Raw genomic sequence first — 19,314 nt, forward strand, 5'->3', positions numbered from 1 at the left:
AATTCAGATTTACAGATAATTTTATTTTTAAAAAAAAATTTAGGTTTTTTAATTTATTTAATAATTTCCTCCAATATTTTTAAGAACCTCTCATTCTCTTCAAATGTTCCAATTGAAATTCTAACATAATTATCTCCCAAACCATCAAATGAAGAGCAATCTCTAACAATAACTCCTCTTTTTAAAAGTTCTTCACAAAACTCCTTTGATATCATTGTTTTTAATTCAACTAATAGATAATTTGCCTCTGAAGGATAAACCCTTATGTCCTTAAATTTCTTCAATCCTTCATAGAGCATTTCCCTGCTTTTTATTCCATCTCTCACACATCTCTCAAAGAACTCCCTATCTCTCAAAGCAGTTATTGCACAAATCTGGCTCAATCTTGTTAAACTAAATACTGGCTTAACTCTCATCATATAGTTAATTATTTTCTCATTTGTTATACCATAACCAATCCTCTGTCCTGCTAAACCAAATACCTTTGAGAATGTCCTTAAAACTAAGACATTATCATATTTCAATGCCCATTTTGTTAAGTCATACTCTTTCTTTGAATATTCAATGTATGCATGGTCTATAACAACGAGTGCATCGGTTGAGTTTATGATTTTTTCAACATCTTTTTTGTCAATAATGTTCCCTGTCGGGTTGTTTGGTGTGCAAAGGAAGATTACTTTTGTCCTCTCATTTATGTTGCTCAAAACACTATCAACATCCAACTGGAAGTCCCTCTCCTTATCAAATTTAGCCCATCTTATATTTGCTCCATAAATCTTTGTCGATATGGCATATTGTGTGAATGTTGGGATTGGAATAATAACCTCATCTCCCTCATCAATAAAAGTCCTCATTATTGTATCAATTATCTCATCCGCCCCATCTCCACCAACGATAATATTCTCCTTTGGCACATCCAAGAACTTGCTCAACTCTTCCAACAACTCTGGGCTAACTGGTTCTGGATATTGGTGGAGTTTTGGAACTTCTTTCAATATCTCTTCCTTAATTTTTGGTGAAGGTCCCCAGGGATTTTCATTTGAACCTAATTTAATAATTTCCTCTGGATTTATGCCATATTTCCTTACAATTTCTTCCTTTGATTTTCCTGGAACGTAGGGTTTGAATTGTTTAACAACATCTCTTATTTTATCTTCAATCAATTTATCACCTTTTTTATTTGATAATCTCCAAGAAATCTACTTTTTCAAAATCATCATTTGGGAGCAATCCATAATTTTTAATGATTTCTTTGGAGATTTTAACAATTTCCCCATTTAAATCCAATATTCTAAAAATTGAAAATAACTCAAACACATTGTCAAAATCTAATGATTTTAAAATTTCTGGTTTCTTTTTAATGTCATAAGGTTTCTTTTTGGTGTTTGCCCTTATATAAAAAAATAAAACCTCTGAAATAACAATTGGGTTTATAAATCCAATGATTTCGTCATTTTCTACTTTTTCAATTAAATCCCTTGCTTTTTCTTTACCGCATAAATGATAAATTAAAACATTAGAATCAAAGAATATTCTATTGCTCTCCATTCTCAATCTCCTCAATGATTTCTTTGATTTCCTCATCGGTAAGTTTTAGTATGCCATAAGTTTTCTCGGAAATTTTTTTTGGTGTTATTTTTACCTTAACTTTGCAACCATTTGGAAGGTTTAAGCCCTTTTTGAGTTTTAAAATACCATTTTCGTAGATTGCATCAACAACAATTTCCATAATTCCACCATTAGTACTATTATCAAAAATAATTGGTTTATTCCAAAAGTTCCTCAGCGTTAATTTTATCAGCGTTGTATAGGTCTTTTGCTCTCTTATAGATTAACTCATCTGCCTTATCTTCAACAACAACCAAAATTTTTGAAGGTTTTGTTTTTTCAATCCTCTTTGCAATATTATTTTTTGTTATTTCTATTTTCTTTTTAATCCCTCCCAATGCCTTCTCTGGAATGTTTGGATTTATTGCCTTCATGTCTTCTATATCCAACATTCCTTCTGTGCAGATAACATTTAAATCTGGATTCTTATCTTTTAACTTTCTAAACAATTTTTTATTTGATACAATATATAACGCATCTTTATCAATTTCTTTTTCTTCAAATTCAAATCCGAAGTTCTTTAAAACATTGTTTAAATGTTTCTCTGCCTTCAAAATTAATTTACAAAAATCCTTTGCTTCTTCTTCATTAAGTTCATGTAATGGGGCTTTTTTATATAAAAATTCATCTGCCTCAATCAATACATAGATTGCCTTTTTAAGTTCGTTGGTATCTATCTTTCCAGGTTTTGCATCTTTGTAAGATACTTTTTTAGCATCTACAGGGGGCTTTTCCCTTCTTTCTATTTCAGATATTGTAGATATTGCCTTTATAATTAAATTTTTTGAATCTTCCATCCTTTTGGTTATCATAGTATCACTTAATCTTTTTTATTTTCTTCCAACCTCTCTAACTCTTCAACGAGCATAGGTAAGAATACACCAACATCAGTAACTACTCCAATTGCTTGGGATGTTCCCCTATCCATCAATTTTGTAACTGTTGCGGGGTTTATGTCAACGCAGATTGTTTTTACATAGGATGGGAGGAGATTACCTGTTGCTATTGAGTGGAGCATTGTTGAAAGCATTAAAACCATCTTTTTGCCTTTTAGCATCTCCCTCATCTTATCCTGTGCTTCAACAACGTCTGTTATAACATCTGGTAAAGGTCCATCATCCCTAATACTTCCAGCCAATACGTATGGGATATTATTCTTTATACATTCATACATAATTCCTTTCTTTAAAATCCCCTTCTCAACTGCTTCCTTTATACTTCCTGCCTTCATTATGGTGTTTATTGCATACAAATGATGCCTATGCCCTCCTGAAACTGGTTTTCCAGTTTCTATATTAACGCCGAGTGAAGTTCCATATAAAGCCCATTCAATGTCGTGTGTAGCAAGTGCATTTCCACTAAATAATGCCTGAACATAACCCATTTTTATTAACTTAGCCAATGCTTCTCCTGCTCCTGTGTGCACTATTGCTGGGCCCCCAACAACAACAATGCCCCCTTTTCCTGTCTTCCCATATTCCTCTCTTATTGCATACATTTCTTTTGCTATTTTTCTTATTATTGTTTCTTTTGGCTTTTCAGAGGAGGCCTCTGATTTCATGAACTCAAATAACTCTCCCTTTTCCCTTGGTTTTTCTGGCGGGATAACCCTTATACCCTTATGCCCAACAACAATTAAATCTCCCTTTTTAACCTTCCTTATTGTTTTAACCTCTGCCCTCTTTTCCTCTGGATAAACAACAATAACCCCATCCATCTTTGGATTCTCTACCTCAATCCATTCCCCATTATATTTTATGTAGGTTATATGGTTGGTTGTTGAATAGAAACCATCTGGCAATACCATATCCTTCTCCGCTTCTTTCAACTCAACATCCTCAATTTCTGGAATCTCCGCCCCAATGTCTCTAAGTTCCATTAAAATGTCATCAACATGCCCCTCATCCCTTCCAATAACTAGTATCTTTGCATAGGATGGATCCTCCTTCCTCTTCCCAATCTCAAATTTCAAAACCTTATAATCTCCGCCCAAATCCAAAATTTTATCAAATACCTTTGGAAGAATCAAACTATCTATTATATGCCCTCTTAATTCAATCTCTCTCATGAACATAATATCACACATTTTATTTTTTAAAATTAAATAAAATTAAAATACAAAAATTTTAAAAATTTATTCAATTAATTTTCCAGCAAATTCATAACCCTTATTGAATGCCAATAAATTCTTCTCCTCAGTTCCCTTTGGAACACTGTCTAATATTGCCTTTTCCATACTTTCTTTTGAAACTATGCCTGTAATTCTTGTTAAAGCCCCAAGCATTACAATATTTGCTACAATTCCCAAACCAACTTCCTCATTTGCAATTCTTGTAAATGGGATTTTATAAAACTTTACGTTTGGAATATCCTCTCCTGAGACCAAATCTTCATCGATAAGTAAAAACCCATTTTCCTTTATATCATTAACATATTTATCAAATGCTGGCTGGGACATACAGACTAAAATATCTGGCTTTATGACCTTTGGGAAGTCAATTAACTTATCATCAATAACTACCTCTGACTTACTCGCTCCACCTCTTGCCTCTGGACCGTAGGATTGTGTTTGAACCGCCTCTTTCTTATCATATAAAGATGCCGCCCTTCCTAAGATAACTCCTGCCAATATAATCCCTTGCCCACCAAATCCAGACAACCTTATTTCTTTTCTCATGTTTGCCCTCCTTTATTGTTGAAGTTTATGCAATTCTTCAATGAACTCTGGTTTTTCAATATCCACAAACTCCCCAACAATGATTTTTCCGTTCAACTCTTCCTTTGACATATCTTTTGCTCTGTTGATGATGATAGAACTTTCTTTTAGGAATTTCATCATTTCAGATGGTTTCCTTGATACATTAAATCTTCCATAGTATGTTGGACATTGGGAAACAACCTCAATGAATGAAAAGCCCTTCTTTTGAAGTCCCTTCTTTATTGCATTTACTAATTGGATTGGATGGGCTGTTGTCCATCTTGCTACGTAAGTTGCCCCTGCTGCTTCAGCCAATTTACATAAGTCCATTGGATTTTCTGGGTTTCCGTAGGGAGCGGTTGTCGCTTTTTTATGGTGTGGTGTTGTTGGAGAACACTGCCCTCCAGTCATTCCGTAGATGTTGTTGTTTATACAGATAACTGTCATGTCAATGTTTCTCCTACATCCATGGATGAAGTGGTTTCCTCCTATCGCTGCTAAATCCCCATCTCCTGTAAATACAACAACCTTTTTATCTGGTCTCGCTACTTTAATTCCTAAGGCAAATGCAATAGGTCTTCCGTGTGTTGTGTGTAAGGAATCACAATACAAGTATCCCGGAACTCTTGAAGAACAGCCAATTCCTGAAACTGCAATGTAATCCTCTGGTTTTATGTTGAGTTTCTCAATAGCATTTAAAAAGCAGTTTATTACAATCCCGTTCCCACACCCTGAACAAAATATGTGTGGTAATCTATCTGTTCTCATATACTTTAATGCTGGATGCATTTGTTCCACCTCGTTTTATTTTTGCTGCATGAGATAACTCAAAAATCGCTCCAGATAACTCATTTCCAATATCTTGCAATTCTGAAATATCCAATTCTATGTTGTTACCTCCAATAGAAACTGCAACAGGTAGGAATTTGTATGCTATCTCCACAATCTCAAAAGGTTTGCAGAGCATATCAACTGCTATCAATCCATGAAATCCTTCTTTATCATCCAATGCTTTTGTTATAATCTTGTTTATGTGAATGTTTTCATCCAATGATTGGATAATATTTTTTATTACAACTTCCTCTGATTTTCCTTCAACCTCAAATACTACCTTTATTCTTAAATAACCATCTTCCTGCAACTCATGTATGTCATCTTCATCATAAATACCTTCTCTATATTTATCAATATCTATATCCTTCCCCTCTCTCACAAAGGCGTTAAATGCAACATTGTATTTTTTGCAGAAGTTGCTGAAGAATTGGATGATATGGGCAATAGTGTTACCAAACTCCTTTGAATCCATTTTTAATTTTGAAGGGGAGATAACCTCAACATCTGCACCATACTTTAGGCAAAAATCAATATAGTCCAAAAAAGAATTGAATTTTATCTCCAATTCTCCAACCTTGGTGTATAAGTTACCTTCTTCCTCCTCAACAGATAAAAGTTTAGCGTTGTATTTTTCTTTTAATTCATTAACTACTTCTTCAAATTCCTCCTCAACAACACCTTTTTTATTCCCTCTAAGTTCTTCATATGCAATAACTTCAATCATAAAATCACCATTATAAAATAAATTAAAAATATTTAGAATTTGTTTTTGTTTTTGAAATTTATATAATTATCCAAGAAAAAAGAAAAAATTATTCAAACATATTATATCTTCTAACAACAAACTCCCTACCAAGAGTTGCCAAGAAACTTCCCAACTTAGGGCCGTATCTCTTTCCTAACAATATCTTATATGATGCTAAGAATGCCTTCTTTGGTTCTAATCCAATCTCTTTTGCTGTCTCATAAATAAGTTCGTGTATGTTTAAGGCATCAAACTCAATATCTTTAACTTTTTCTCCGAAGTATTTAATCCATTCTTTTTGCTTCTCATCCAATTCGTTGTATATTTTCTTTGCTTCCTCCTCATCAATAATAACCAACTTCTCTCCATACTCCAATGCCCAATTTCTTGCCATTATTAGCCTATCTTTTAATCTCCCTATGTCGTATTCAGTAAAGTTATCCAAATCGTAATTGTTTCTTCTTAATATCTCAAACACCTTATCCATATCCAACTTATCATCTTTCATGGAAAGTTGGGCAATTATTGAACAGAACCTATATGGCACTTGTAAAGGCATTTTTTCTGGGATTCTTGGAGTGGAAAGTTCATACATCCTCAATTTTTCAATGTCATTTTCACTTAAATCATCTCTATCTTTATTTTCAAAGTAAAACTTCTCCAAATTATCATAGTTATCAACTAAATCAGGTATCTTCTTCAAATCAAAGTCAATGTGTTTTGCTGGCTTACTCCTAAGCATTAAATACCTCAAAATTTCTGGATGTGCAATCTTTTCCCAATCCTTAACAGCAAACACGACCCCTGATGAGGATGACATTGGTTTAACAACATCTCCAACCTTCAACTGTATCCACTCATAAACAACCTTTTCTGGTGGGATGTAGTTAAATACCTCCCTCGCTATTTTTATTCCAGTATCATAAGAGCCACCAGATGCTGCATGATCTTTACCCATTGGTTCAACAACAACTCCAAAAATACTCCACCTTGCTGGCCAATCCACCCTCCATGGGAGTTTTGCTCTACCTTTAAATGGCTTAACTGTATTTTCATACCCGCAACTGCATTTATAAGTTACTGTTTCCTCTTCTTTGTTGTAGTTTATGATTTTTGTTGTGTTTAATTTTCCACACCTCTCACAAACAACATTCAATGGATACCAATCATCTGGGAGTGGTTCTTTTCTGTATCTATTCAATATCTCAACTATTTTGTCCCTATTATTTAATGCCTCTATAATTTTTTTATCATAGATGCCTTTTTTGTAGTTCTCATCCGCTCTGTATGTGGTTAATTCAATCCCCAAATCATCTAAACTCTCCAAGAATGGTGTTAAAAAATGCTCTGCATAACTTTTACAGCATCCTTCTGGGCAAGGGATTTCACTTATTGGCATCCCCACATACTCAGCGTAATTCTCTGGTAAGAATGGATACACCTTCCTCAATGGGTCGTAGGTGTCTGCAATGAATATAAGTTCTGCATTAACGCCTTTATTTTTTAAACCTTTATAAATTGCATCTGCTGTGAGTGTTTCTCTTGCATTTCCTATGTGTATGTGTCCAGAAGGTGTTATTCCACAAGCAACAACATATTTTTCTGCCTCTCTTCTTTTTATCACTTTCTCAGCAATTACATCTGCCCAATGCAAGTCATCGCCCCCTAATGTATTTTTATAACAAAATGATCCTAAAAGATAGGATAATTAATTATCAAAATAAACACATCTCAAATAAAAATTTTTGCCATGTAAAAAATTAAAAAAGAATTTATTGTATAATTAACTTAGTATAAATCATTTTTGCAAAATTTAATATTTAACTCCAACGTTCTGTTTCATTCAAAAACCTATCTAAGAATTCCAACCCTCCCCCGTAATTAACCACACCCAAGTGGATTGAGACATAAAATGGGACATTATACTCGGAAGCAGTATGGTAATCAACTTCTGCTATAATTAGATACATATCCACATATTCTTTTTTAAGATACCAAGTATACTCCTTATTTATGATTTTTTTAGAAGAACCATTGGGATATATTATTTTATTGGTTAATATTATTGTGTAGTTGTGTGCAAGAAGAACCTTCAACGATTCATTGTTTAGTGCCCATGCTGGTGGAAGAAATAGGGTTGTATTGTTAAATCCACATTCTTTCATTATAAGTTCTGCGTTGTGCAATTTCTCTAAGCACATGTCTTTTGAACAGTTAAATTCATGAAATGTATGCTTATATCCATGAAGTTCAATTTTATATCCTCTTTTTTCTAATTGATGCAGATATTCAACAAAATCTTTATTTTTCCTCAAATCCCATTTCCCACCACTTGGAGGATTTTCAAGTTCTGGAATGACAAATAATATGGTATTGTTGCTGTAGTTGTGTTTGTCTATAACTTTAACAACCTCCTTCAAATCTGCAAAATATTTGGGAGAAACGTCATGCACCAATATAATGGGCTTTTTGTAGAGGTTTTTTGTAATCTTTGGTTCTTTTGAAGTTTTGTTTAAATAGTTTCCTTGAAGGATTACCAATATTAATGCTATAGATATTAAAAAGATGAATTTTTTCATAATCCACCCTAAATATCTTTATATCCTTCAACAAGGAAGTAGGATTTATTTTTCCATGCTATTTTGTACAAATATGGAGTTTCTTTATTCAACTCTTCTCTGATCCATTTAAGGTTTTTTACAGAGATATTGGTCAAATTTGCATTTTTAAACAAATTTACAATGTCTTCTGGATTTGAGCCCCCATAAAATGGAAGTTTTTTATTGATTTCTTCTTTTTCATAAATGCTTTTAGAGTTCCAAGGATTTCTTTTTTGATATATCATTATTGCTATTTGTCCAATAAACTTTCTGATTTTTTCTTCAAAAGTTTTCTCCATCCATTTACCATCAATAGCAACAACCTTTCCCCTGGGTCTTACAACTCTGCTCCACTCATTAATTGCCTTCTGTGGATTTGGTAATGTCCATAATAAATGCCTATTTACAACAACATCAAACTCCCCATCATCAAAAGGCAAATTCTCAGCATCTGCAATCATAAATTCAATATCTAAACCTTTTTTATCTGCCTTTTCTCTTGCTCTTTCTAACATTTTCTCTGATAGATCAATACCGACAACTTCATGCCCCAACTCCGCCAACAAGATTGCCAAAAACCCGGTTCCAGTTCCAACATCCAAAATCCTCAATTTTTTATTTCCACATATCTCATATAAAACCTTTTTCCAAACCTCTGGTAATCCAGAATGTCCTGGAGAATTGTCGTAGGTTTCACTTCTTACATCCCAATAATTTTTGATATGCCTCTTTACGTCCTCCATAGTATCCCTCATGCATATTTGTGGCATCTAACCTTTCTTTTTTTATCAAGTTCAACCAATGGCGGGGTCTCTTTTAGGCATTTTTCACTACGTTCTGGGCAGAGGTTGTAGTATTTACAACCTTTCCCAAATTTCAAAGTTTTTTTAATCTCTTCCTCAGTATCTGCGATATCTTCCTCCATGGTTAATGATTTGACAAGGAGTTGTGTGTAGGGATGCAATGGTTCATCTAAAATATCAACTCCCTCTTCAACAATCTGTCCTGCATATATAACAGCCATCCTATGTCCAACTATATTTGCAACCTCCAAATCATGAGTTATAAATAAATAAGATAGATTTCTCTCCTTCTGCAAGTCCATAAGGAGGTTAATAATGGATGCTTGGACAGAAACATCAAGCATGGATGTTGGCTCATCACAAACAATAAACTTTGGATTCAATACCATCGTCCTTGCTATAACTGCCCTCTGTAGTTCTCCCCCACTGAGTTCATGTGGAAATCTATTTAGATGATCTTCCTTTAACCCAACAATCTCCATAAGTTCTTTAATTTTATCATAATCGTCATTTCCAATCCCATGAATCCTTAAAGGTTCTAAGATACTTTCATATATCGTCCATCTTGGGTCTAATGCACTGTCTGGATATTGGGGAATTAATTGCATTTTCCTCCTAATTTTCCTAAGTTCTGATTTTTTCATTTTTGTGAGGTTTTTTCCTTTAAAAATCACTTCCCCTTTGGTTGGTTCTGTGAGCATTAGAAGTAGTTTACCAAGTGTTGATTTTCCACTGCCACTCTCTCCAATCAATGCCAGAGTTTCTCCTTCTTTAATCTCAATATCAACCCCATCAACGGCAATCACTTTACGCTTTGAGAATACTCCAGATTCAAAGATTTTATGCAGATTTTTGCCTTTAATCATAGAGATAGCACCTCACAAGGTTGCCGTTACACTCAAAAAATGGCGGTTCTTTTAGGCATTTATCTGTTGCAAACTCACATCTTGGATGGAACTTACAACCTTTTGGGGGGTTAATCATGCTTGGTGGATGTCCTTTAATTGGCTTTAATCCCTTAGATGGGAGGGAGTTTAGGAGTGATTTTGAGTAGGGATGCAATGGCTCTTCAAAAAATGTCTCTGCTTTACTAATCTCAACCACCTGCCCGCAGTACATTACCGCAACTCTATCGGCAAGTTTTTTTGCAAATGGAATATCATGGGTTATTAAAAGGAGGGAGAGTTTATTATTGTCCTTTTTAATCTTCTCAAAGAGTTTAACAACCCTAACTTTTTTTATTACATCAATGCCTTTTGTTGGCTCATCTGCAATGATGAGTTTTGGTTTTGTTGATGTTCCCATGGCTACTAAAGCCCTCTGTCTCATCCCTCCGCTGTATTGATGGGGATATTCCCCAGCCCTTCTCCTTGCTGGATGGATACCAAAGTAATCCAACAACTCAACAGTTCTTTCATAGGCATCTTTTTTGCTTAAGTTTAGATGCAACATCATCGGTTCTGCAACTTGGTAACCAACCTTTAACACTGGGTTGAGGGACGTTGAGGGACTTTGTGGAACCCATGCAATCTCTTTCCCCCTAATCTTCCTCATTTCTTTTTCTGGCAGTGATAGAAGGTTTTTTCCATTAAAAATTATCTCCCCACTAATTTCTGTATTCTCTGGCAATAACCTTAATATTGAAAGTCCTAAGACAGATTTTCCACTTCCACTCTCTCCTATTAGACAGAGAGTCTCCCCTTCTTTTATACTAATGCTAACGCCATTAACCGCCTTAACACTAACATCCTCAACCAAGAAATTCACATATAGATTTTTGACAACCAACAAATCGTTCATTATGTCACTCTCCTTGATTTTGGCTCTAAAACATCTCTCAAACCATCACCAAGCAAGTTAAAGCCAAGGATGGCAAGCATTATTGCCAAACCTGGAAATACCATTATCCATGGGGCAGTTGTTAGGTAATTTTTTCCAGTATTCAAAATCTGGCCCCATTCTGGTGTTGGTGGTTGAATCCCCAAGCCCAAAAAACCTAAACTTGCTATCGTCATAATTATGTTGCCAACGTTTAGGGTTGCAAGGACTATTATTGGAGGAATTGCGTTTGGAATAATATGCTTTAGAAGAATCCACCAATCCGTTGCTCCCATCATCCTTGCAGAGGTTATAAATTCCCTTTCTTTTAAAGATAGGACAATACCTCTTGTCAATCTTGCGTATGTAATCCAATTTGTAACTACGATTGCCATCATAACAACCCAAACTGAGGAAGTAGATTTTAGGATTACGCAAAGAACTCCAACCAATGCGATATTGAATATAAGTTCTGGAATTGCTAAAAATACATCGATAACTCTTCCAATAATATCGTCAACTACCCCTCCAGCATAACCACTCACCGCTCCAATCGAACATCCAACGGTTAAAGAAATGATTGAAATCGTTATCGCAACAATTAAAGAAACTCTTGCACCATAAACAACCCTTGAAAACAAGTCCCTGCCAAGTTGGTCTGTTCCAAATGGATGCTCTGATGATGGAGGAGACAACCTCTCAAGCATGTTTGTTTCATAAGGATTCTTTGCCACAATTGGAGCCAATAATCCTGATAGTGTAATTGCTGAGATTACAATCAAACCTACAAGGCATGTTTTATTCTTTAACATAATCCTTATCGTATCCCTCAACTTAATCACCGTATCTTATTCTTGGATCAATAATTGCATAGAGGATATCAACAATAAGGTTGGTTAATGTGAAAATAACTGCACTCAAAAAAACCAACCCTTGAACCACTGGAAAATCCCTCTTTGCAACAGATTCCACAAAGAAAGACCCCAATCCAGGCCATGCAAATACAACCTCAACCATGACAGAACCAATGATTAAGTGACTTATTGACATGGAAAGATAGGTTAAAATTGGAATTAATGCATTCCTCAATGCATGTTTTAGAACCACAACTTTTTCAGACAATCCCTTTGCCCTTGCAGTTAAAATATAATCCTCATTTAAGGTATCTAACAAAACTGCTCTAATGAACCTTGATTTGATTGCCATAAAAGATATAGACCACGTAACAACTGGAAGGATAGCATGTTTAATTGACCCATATCCAAATGAAGGAAGTATTTGGAGATGAACTGCAAACAACCATATAAACATCAAACCCAGCCAAAAACTTGGAATACTAATTCCAATAAGCGACCATATCCTGCAGAGGTGATCTACCCCTTTGTTCCTATATAAAGCAGAAACAATACCAAACAAAAATGCAAAAGTAACAGAAATTATAAACGTTGAGAAAAACAACTCTGCAGATGCTGGAAATTTTTCCATAATTTCGCTCAATACCGGCTCTCCACTACTCCAAGAAGTTCCAAAATCTCCTTGAATAATTTTAAAGAGCCAATTTATATATTGAATAATCAACGGCTTATCCAAACCAGCCTCAATCCTAAACTTCTCAATCTCTTCTGGACTTGGCTCTGTTCCTGTACTCATGGTTAAGATAAACTCTGCAGGATCTCCAGGGAAGATATAAAGTAATGAAAATGATAAAAAAGACGCTCCAATAAGGGTGGGGATTATTTGGAGAATTCTTTTTAGAATGTATTTTTTCATCTTACCACCAAAACTTTAAATTAATATTAAAAATTTAAAAAATTAAAAGAGAATTATTTTTTAACTCCAACTTCAGCAAAGAACGGCTCTCCACTGATTGTGAAGAATTTGTCTGGACTTGGAGCATCTACCTTTGGACTCATTACTGCAGTCATAATATCATGGTAAAGTGGAACAACTCCCATCTCATCATACAATGCCTTGTAGAATGCTATTAAATCCTTCTTCCTAACATTCTCATCAATATCTTCTGGATTCTCAAGGATTTTCTTACATAAACTTCCAACTTTTTCACTTTCATAGGCACTCCATTTACATCCTGGATAGAATCTCCAATACATCCTTAAGTAGAATCTTCTGTGGGGCCCTCCAATGTAGTATAACCTCATGTCGTAATCTCCTGAATCCCTCTTCTGTTTGTATGCTCCACCTTCGAGGATTTCAAGTTCTGGATTAAAGCCCGCTTTTTTAAGTTGTTCTTGAATAAGTTGTGCGACTAAAACCTGGTCTCCTTGACCTTTATCTACTATGAATTTAACTTTTAAACCTTCCATTCCCTTCTTCTTCAAGATTTCTTTTGCCTTTTCTGGGTTGTATTCATATTTAATATTGGCTTCTTTCATTCCTGGTGCTTCAGGAACAAACATTCCATTCCATGCTGGTCTGACTTGGTTGTCAAATATCTTAACAATCTCATCCCTATTTATTGCTAAACTTACAGCCTTCCTAACTTCTGGGTCATTAAATGGGGATTTTTTATAGTTGAAGGCAATAATCCAAGTAATTGGAACATCGTGCTTATAAACTTTAAATCCATCTTTTTCCAATAATGGTAATTGGTTTCTTGGTGTGTATGCAGAACCACCATGCACAAAGTCAGAAATTGCATCAACCTCTCCACTTCTCAAAGCCATAACTCTTGTATCTTCATCTGGGATGATTTTAACAACAAATTTCTTGAATTTTGGCTCTATGCCATTTCTTTCATACCAGTATGGGTTTGGTTCATAGATTGCGTATTGATCTTTTTTATAATCAACAACTTTGAAAGGTCCTGTTCCAATTGGTTTAACCAATGTTCCATTGGGATCTCCAACAGGATTTACTGACGTAGGAGCCATTATACCGAGATGATATTCTGCCATCTTAGCGAGGTTGAAGAATCCTGGTTTTTCAAAGTGAATTGCAACTGTGTATTTGTCTATAACATCGCATCCTTTTGGTGCTAAACTATGCTCCTTTACAATTAACCTATCCATTGAAAACTTTACAGCATTTGCATCAAATTCAGTTCCATCAGAGAATTTGATTCCTTTTTTGAGGTGGAAGATGATTGTTTTTCCTCCATCTTTAATTTCCCAACTTTCTGCCAATCCAGGAACTAATTTATCATTAGACATATCGTACTCAACCAATCTTTCGAGGACATGTGTTTTTGGGAAAAATCCGATTCCCCATTTTCCTCCTGTAAGTTTGTGGTCTTTTCCATAACCTAAAATAAAGGTGTCTTTGTATTCAACTTTTGTTTCTGTGGATTTTTGGGTTTCTTCAGTCTTTACCTCATTCGGGGATGTTTCTGCTTTTCCTGTACAACCCGCTATAGCAACTCCTCCAAGTAGAAGGAGCGCTATTGTTAATATGGATATTAATTTTTTCATGCACTCACCTCATATAATTTGGGAATTTTATACTATTTAATCTTAACATTTTCAAAAAAGTCACTTTAAGTATATAAAATTTTCTACTTAAGTTGTTATTTAGTAAGATCAACTAAAATTTTAATATTACAAAAATGAAAAAAATAAAAAATGCAAAATAAAATAATAAAAACTAAACATCAGTGTCTAAATCATATTTTTTAGCCAATAAATGTGCTTTTTCCATTTCCTTGTATGTTAAAGTCCTGTCTATGTCTTCATAAAGAGTAGCCTTATATTCTGGCCGATATTGGAACATAACATTTACCTTTGCATCTAAATGCTTTCCAATCCACTTAAATATCCTCTCAGTGCAACACTCTAAGTGATTTGGCATAACCAAGTGCCTAATTATAATGTCCTCATCATTTATCATCAAGTGGTTTCTTTTTACAACTTTGCAGTAATTTTTTATCTTAGATAACCTTTCAGCACAGTTATCGTTTCCAAACTTAAAATCACTCAACCATAAATCAACAACACCATCTAAAAGATACATGGTTTCTTCACTCATATACATATTTGAGTTCCACACCACTGGAATATTTACATTGACATACCCTAATATTTCTAAGATTTTTAGCAAGTGAGGTGTTGGCTCCCCTCCTACAAAATTTACATTTTTGGATATTGTTCTTTTTTCTTCTACGATTTTTGCCATTAGTTTGGGCCTAACTTTTTTGCAGTAGTTTTCAACTTTGAGGTTTTCAAAATAAACCTGTGAAATTTCCCAATTCTGGCAAAATACACATTTAAAGTTGCATCCACAGAAGAATATTGTGTGGGATGGGATTAGAACCTTTTCTTCACCATAATGCAGAAATTCGGATGAATAATAACTTTCTCCAATTCTACAAAACCCCAATTCTTTATTTCTATTTACATAACACCTATGCTCACAAAAATGACAATTTTCAAAGATTCTCTTTGCTATCTCTATTTTTAAATCTAACAAATTTGGATGTGTTATTTTGATGTTTTTTATATATGTTGTTTCCCTAAATTCGCTCATTGCATTTTCATGCATTTCCCAGAGTTCATCAATGTCTTTATTGTCAAAATTACAAACATCTATTGACTTTAAAATTAAAAATTTTGCCGGTAATTTATTTTCAGAAACTTTTAGGTATCTTTCCAATAACATACTCCCACCAAGACGTACTATGTAATACAATTAGACGAATAAATATTTAAAATAGTTTATTCATTTATTTAAATTTTAGATTAAATGTGTAAAACCCATCTAAATTGAGGTTTTTAAAATAAAAAATAGAAAATTATTTTATTGCTCAACGAGAACAGCGTTGACAACACCATCCTGTCCTGGTCTTGATGTTACTTTTGCCAAACCTAATTCTGTTTCAACAACTGCTCCTTTTGTGATGACGTTTCTTCTGATGTAGTGTTTGTTTGCCTGGTTGTCAACTACGGTTTTAATTGCAACTTTCCTACAAACTCCTGTTTTTGGATCTAAAACATTTGCGTAGTTTACTCTTAATAATCTAATTTTATTGTTTCCTCCTTTGCATCTAATGATTTTCATCCTTACTTCATCTGATAAGTGTGTTTCTGTTGGTTCTCTTCCCATTTCATATTTTCTCTTTTTTCTTGACATTTTGTATTTTCCGCCTGTTGGTTTTCTTCTGCTTTTTCCTTGCCATACTCCCATATTTACACCCTTAACTGTTTTTTATTTAATGTTTCTCTCATAAAGATATGAACTTCATCCAACATTTAAAAATAATAGTGACTTTAATAATTAAATAAAAAAGATACTTATATATATTTTTGCCATGCGAGTCAAAAGTTCTATTGAACTTATAATATAAAAAATTAACGATTACTTATGTTCTCTCAAATTCTTCAATTAATATCTTTAAAATTGCCATTCTCACTGGGATTCCATAAAAGGATTGTTTAAAGTATTTTGCCTGAGGAAGTTTATCAACCCCATAATCAATTTCATCAACCCTTGGCAATGGGTGCATAACAATCAAATCCTTATTTTCAATATGTTCTTTTTTTATCTTATAACTTCCTTTGACTTTTTGGTATTCATTCAAATCTGGAAATCTCTCTTTCTGTATTCTTGTTACATAAACAACATCAACATCTAACTCCCCAATCTTATCAGATTCGTATATCTTAACCTTTCCTCTCAAATCGTCAATAATTTCTCTTGGCATTTTTAATTCTTTTGGGGAAATAAAGTGCAATTCAACCCCTTCAAAAAGTGCCAATGCATAGGAGAGTGAATGAACAGTTCTCCCATACTTCAAATCTCCAACAAATGCAACCTTTATATTATCAATCCTTCCAATTTCTCTGTTTATTGTATATAAATCCAGTAGTGTTTGTGTCGGGTGTTGATTACTCCCATCTCCTGCATTTATAATAGGAACTGATGAGTATTCACTTGCCAATCTTGCCGCACCCTCAGATGGATGCCTCAAAACAATAACATCGCAGTAATTACTAACTACCCTTATGGTGTCTATTAAACTTTCCCCCTTTACTACTGATGTATTTTCAACATCTCCAAATCCAATAACCTCCCCACCCAATCTCTTCATTGCTGTCTCAAAAGATAACCTTGTTCTTGTTGATGGTTCATAAAATATCGTTGCCAAAATCTTCCCTTCCAAAATCTTTGAGACCTTTTTTGAATTTAGTATATCCTCCATCCTCTCTGCTTCATCCAATATCCTCAAAATATCATCTTTATCAATATCCCTCATTGAGATTAGATGCTTCATACATCGTTCCTCCTTATATATTAATTCATAAAATACAAAAACTTCAGATGCAATGTTATTTATACTCTTAAATTTATACTTTTTAGTATTGGTTATCTTTTTATAGGGTAAGTTAGGATGCCAAGGCAAAGCGATACTCTCTTTGTGGAGGGATAATTATGGAAATTATTCAAATATTTGGAATACTATTTGCATTGTTTGCTATGTCAAGAGTTATTTTACAGATAAGGAACAGGAATATGGGTTTGGATGAGGGGATATTTTGGTTGTTTGTTTGGATTTTGGTTGTTGTTGTTTTGGTATTTCCTCAAACATTAAGTTGTTTGGCAGGGGTTCTTGGTGTGGGGAGGGGTGTGGATGCTATAATCTATCTAAGTATAGTGGTTTTATTCTATCTAATATATAGAATGTATGCAAGGATGGAACATTTAGAAAGAGAGATTACGAAAGTTGTTAGAGAGGTGGCAATTAAAGATAGACATGAACCAAAAAGTAAAAATGAGGGATAATATGGATAAGTTAGAGTTGGTTTTAAGTGAATCTTTGCCATATGTTTCAGATATTGAATATGCAAAAGAACTTATACAAAATTCAAAAGATTTGGATGAATTAAAAGAAAAAATAAACAAACTCATCAAAGAAGAAAAAGACATAACAAAACAAACAGATTTAAGGATAATACTTGAAAAGATTGAAGAGATTGAAAATAAATAATACTTATTTCTTTTTTCTATATTCATGTTCAAACTCCTTATCGTAAAGTTTTGAATATGCATAATATTTCGGACTTAAAACCTCCCCAACAATTATTAAGGCGGTTTTTTTAATTCCTTCTTTTTTAACTTTCTCCACTATATCCTTTAAAGTTCCTAAAACAATCTTCTCATCTTCCCATGATGCATGATAAACCACTGCAACTGGGGTATCTTCTTTGTATCCCCCTTCTATTAACTCTTTACAAACCTTTTCAATCATTGAAACTCCTAAATATATTGCCATTGTTGCATTATGCTTTGCTAAATCCACTAATTTCTCTTTTTCTGGCATTGGTGTTCTTCCTTCTGGTCTTGTAATAATTACAGTTTGGGAAACCTCTGGTAAAGTAAGTTCTGCTTTTAAAGAACTTGTTGCGGCAAATAATGAAGTAACTCCGGGTATTATTTCAACATCTATGCCATGCTTTTTCAACTCATCAATCTGCTCCTTAATTGCCCCATAAATGGATGGATCTCCAGTATGTAGCCTAACAACATTTAAGCCTTTTTTAGCATTTTCAACCATAATTTTAACTATTTCATCCAAATCCATCGTTGCACTGTTGTATATCTTTGCATTTTTTTTGTTGTATTTTAGAAGTTCTTTGTTAACCAATGAACCGGCATATATTATCACATCTGCATTTTCTATTGCTTTTTTTCCCTTTACTGTTATCAACTCTGGATCTCCTGGACCTGCTCCTACGATGATTATTTTGTTCATTTTTCCCCTCGTGTATTATTTAAATACAGGAATAATATTCACTTATTTGTATTACCTTGTTCTTAAAGTTTGCTCCAATTATGGATTTAAACTCTCTCCAACCTTCTTTTAATCGCTATGAAGAGATTACTCAGAAGAATTAATGATATTATCCTAATTGACCATTCGTAGGATATCATTAGGGATGACTTATCAACTATGCCAAGTTGGAAAAATGCCCTCAATGTCTCTTTTAGGCATTTTGGGTAGTATTCTGTCATTTTTGAGAAATCATTATTGTAGTTTAAGAGTAATATTATAAATCAGTATCTCCGAACATCATACTAACTAATAGAAAACTTAATATTTGGTAATATCGAATAGTTAATATCAAAAAAATATGGAGGTGAAATCATGAAGGGGATAAAACACACAATAATAAAATCCTTTAACGAATTTAACAGTTTTGTTGGTAAGGCTTTACAAATTACGCCGAGGATTTATCGGGTTGAAGGTTATTCTAAAGG

The 19,314-nt window shown here is 33.9% G+C and carries 23 protein-coding genes; 2 read left to right on the forward strand and 21 right to left on the reverse strand.

What is annotated here, in order from left to right; translation table 11 throughout:
* Positions 1-53: 53 nt before the first annotated feature.
* The 19 genes from hisC to pyrB all read right to left on the reverse strand — a co-directional run bounded on the left by hisC (position 54) and on the right by pyrB (position 17,329).
* The gene (hisC, locus tag METFODRAFT_RS01095) at positions 54-1,163 is read right to left on the reverse strand and encodes a histidinol-phosphate transaminase (RefSeq protein WP_007043672.1); all 1,110 of its coding nucleotides are present in this window, start codon (positions 1,161-1,163) and stop codon (positions 54-56) included.
* 13 nt (positions 1,164-1,176) lie between these two features.
* Positions 1,177-1,548, reverse strand: coding sequence for a PIN domain-containing protein (locus tag METFODRAFT_RS01100; RefSeq protein WP_007043673.1), 372 nt, complete (start codon positions 1,546-1,548; stop codon positions 1,177-1,179).
* A complete protein-coding gene (locus METFODRAFT_RS01105) occupies positions 1,535-1,729 on the reverse strand; it encodes an antitoxin family protein (protein ID WP_007043674.1) in 195 nt (64 codons plus the stop codon). Before METFODRAFT_RS01105 ends, METFODRAFT_RS01100 begins: the two co-directional genes overlap by 14 nt.
* A gap of 37 nt (positions 1,730-1,766) precedes the next feature.
* The gene (locus METFODRAFT_RS01110) at positions 1,767-2,420 is read right to left on the reverse strand and encodes a DUF2100 domain-containing protein (RefSeq protein ID WP_007043675.1); all 654 of its coding nucleotides are present in this window, start codon (positions 2,418-2,420) and stop codon (positions 1,767-1,769) included.
* An 8-nt stretch (positions 2,421-2,428) separates the two neighbouring features.
* On the reverse strand, positions 2,429-3,682 hold the full coding sequence (locus METFODRAFT_RS01115; RefSeq protein ID WP_048115207.1) for an ornithine cyclodeaminase: 1,254 nt from the start codon (positions 3,680-3,682) through the stop codon (positions 2,429-2,431).
* Between the two features lie 60 nt (positions 3,683-3,742).
* Entirely contained in the window at positions 3,743-4,285 is a 543-nt protein-coding gene (locus METFODRAFT_RS01120; RefSeq protein WP_007043677.1) for a 2-oxoacid:ferredoxin oxidoreductase subunit gamma, read from the reverse strand.
* 12 nt (positions 4,286-4,297) lie between these two features.
* Positions 4,298-5,095 carry a 2-oxoacid:ferredoxin oxidoreductase subunit beta gene (locus METFODRAFT_RS01125; RefSeq protein ID WP_007043678.1) on the reverse strand — a complete coding sequence of 266 codons (798 nt, stop codon included), beginning with the start codon at positions 5,093-5,095 and terminating at the stop codon, positions 4,298-4,300.
* The gene (locus tag METFODRAFT_RS01130; RefSeq protein ID WP_007043679.1) at positions 5,061-5,864 is read right to left on the reverse strand and encodes a hypothetical protein; all 804 of its coding nucleotides are present in this window, start codon (positions 5,862-5,864) and stop codon (positions 5,061-5,063) included. The genes METFODRAFT_RS01125 and METFODRAFT_RS01130 overlap by 35 nt, the downstream gene beginning before the upstream one ends.
* A gap of 88 nt (positions 5,865-5,952) precedes the next feature.
* Entirely contained in the window at positions 5,953-7,539 is a 1,587-nt protein-coding gene (gene lysS, locus METFODRAFT_RS01135) for a lysine--tRNA ligase (RefSeq protein ID WP_007043680.1), read from the reverse strand.
* A 166-nt stretch (positions 7,540-7,705) separates the two neighbouring features.
* Complete coding sequence (locus tag METFODRAFT_RS01140; RefSeq protein WP_007043681.1) at positions 7,706-8,464, reverse strand: DUF2334 domain-containing protein; 759 nt, start codon at positions 8,462-8,464, stop codon at positions 7,706-7,708.
* A gap of 8 nt (positions 8,465-8,472) precedes the next feature.
* A complete protein-coding gene (locus METFODRAFT_RS01145) occupies positions 8,473-9,228 on the reverse strand; it encodes a class I SAM-dependent methyltransferase (RefSeq protein ID WP_007043682.1) in 756 nt (251 codons plus the stop codon).
* Between the two features lie 8 nt (positions 9,229-9,236).
* Entirely contained in the window at positions 9,237-10,154 is a 918-nt protein-coding gene (locus METFODRAFT_RS01150) for an ABC transporter ATP-binding protein (protein ID WP_007043683.1), read from the reverse strand.
* Positions 10,147-11,088: an ABC transporter ATP-binding protein gene (locus METFODRAFT_RS01155; protein ID WP_007043684.1), complete on the reverse strand. Its 942-nt coding sequence runs from the start codon at positions 11,086-11,088 to the stop codon at positions 10,147-10,149. Before METFODRAFT_RS01155 ends, METFODRAFT_RS01150 begins: the two co-directional genes overlap by 8 nt.
* Complete coding sequence (gene nikC, locus METFODRAFT_RS01160) at positions 11,088-11,948, reverse strand: nickel transporter permease (protein WP_048115210.1); 861 nt, start codon at positions 11,946-11,948, stop codon at positions 11,088-11,090. The genes METFODRAFT_RS01155 and nikC overlap by 1 nt, the downstream gene beginning before the upstream one ends.
* Complete coding sequence (gene nikB, locus METFODRAFT_RS01165) at positions 11,941-12,876, reverse strand: nickel ABC transporter permease (protein WP_007043686.1); 936 nt, start codon at positions 12,874-12,876, stop codon at positions 11,941-11,943. Before nikB ends, nikC begins: the two co-directional genes overlap by 8 nt.
* A gap of 53 nt (positions 12,877-12,929) precedes the next feature.
* Complete coding sequence (locus tag METFODRAFT_RS01170) at positions 12,930-14,534, reverse strand: ABC transporter substrate-binding protein (RefSeq protein ID WP_007043687.1); 1,605 nt, start codon at positions 14,532-14,534, stop codon at positions 12,930-12,932.
* A gap of 172 nt (positions 14,535-14,706) precedes the next feature.
* On the reverse strand, positions 14,707-15,717 hold the full coding sequence (locus METFODRAFT_RS01175; protein WP_007043688.1) for a radical SAM protein: 1,011 nt from the start codon (positions 15,715-15,717) through the stop codon (positions 14,707-14,709).
* A gap of 138 nt (positions 15,718-15,855) precedes the next feature.
* Positions 15,856-16,242 (reverse strand): 30S ribosomal protein S8e, encoded by a 387-nt coding sequence (locus tag METFODRAFT_RS01180; RefSeq protein WP_007043689.1) that lies wholly within the window; start codon positions 16,240-16,242, stop codon positions 15,856-15,858.
* A 175-nt stretch (positions 16,243-16,417) separates the two neighbouring features.
* The gene (gene pyrB, locus METFODRAFT_RS01185; RefSeq protein ID WP_007043690.1) at positions 16,418-17,329 is read right to left on the reverse strand and encodes an aspartate carbamoyltransferase; all 912 of its coding nucleotides are present in this window, start codon (positions 17,327-17,329) and stop codon (positions 16,418-16,420) included.
* Positions 17,330-17,487: 158 nt separating this feature from the next.
* On the opposite strand from pyrB, the gene METFODRAFT_RS01190 reads away from it, so the two are divergent.
* On the forward strand, positions 17,488-17,838 hold the full coding sequence (locus tag METFODRAFT_RS01190) for a DUF2304 domain-containing protein (protein ID WP_007043691.1): 351 nt from the start codon (positions 17,488-17,490) through the stop codon (positions 17,836-17,838).
* 1 nt (position 17,839) lies between these two features.
* A complete protein-coding gene (locus METFODRAFT_RS01195; RefSeq protein ID WP_007043692.1) occupies positions 17,840-18,043 on the forward strand; it encodes a hypothetical protein in 204 nt (67 codons plus the stop codon).
* Positions 18,044-18,046: 3 nt separating this feature from the next.
* Here the strand turns inward: METFODRAFT_RS01195 and cobM are convergent, their stop codons facing one another.
* A complete protein-coding gene (gene cobM, locus METFODRAFT_RS01200) occupies positions 18,047-18,808 on the reverse strand; it encodes a precorrin-4 C(11)-methyltransferase (RefSeq protein ID WP_007043693.1) in 762 nt (253 codons plus the stop codon).
* Positions 18,809-18,894: 86 nt separating this feature from the next.
* The gene (locus METFODRAFT_RS10845) at positions 18,895-19,068 is read right to left on the reverse strand and encodes a hypothetical protein (RefSeq protein WP_159089909.1); all 174 of its coding nucleotides are present in this window, start codon (positions 19,066-19,068) and stop codon (positions 18,895-18,897) included.
* Between the last annotated feature and the right edge of the window lie 246 nt (positions 19,069-19,314).

It is taken from the genome of Methanotorris formicicus Mc-S-70, from assembly GCF_000243455.1.
Lineage (GTDB): Archaea > AGJL01 > Methanococci > Methanococcales > Methanococcaceae > Methanotorris > Methanotorris formicicus.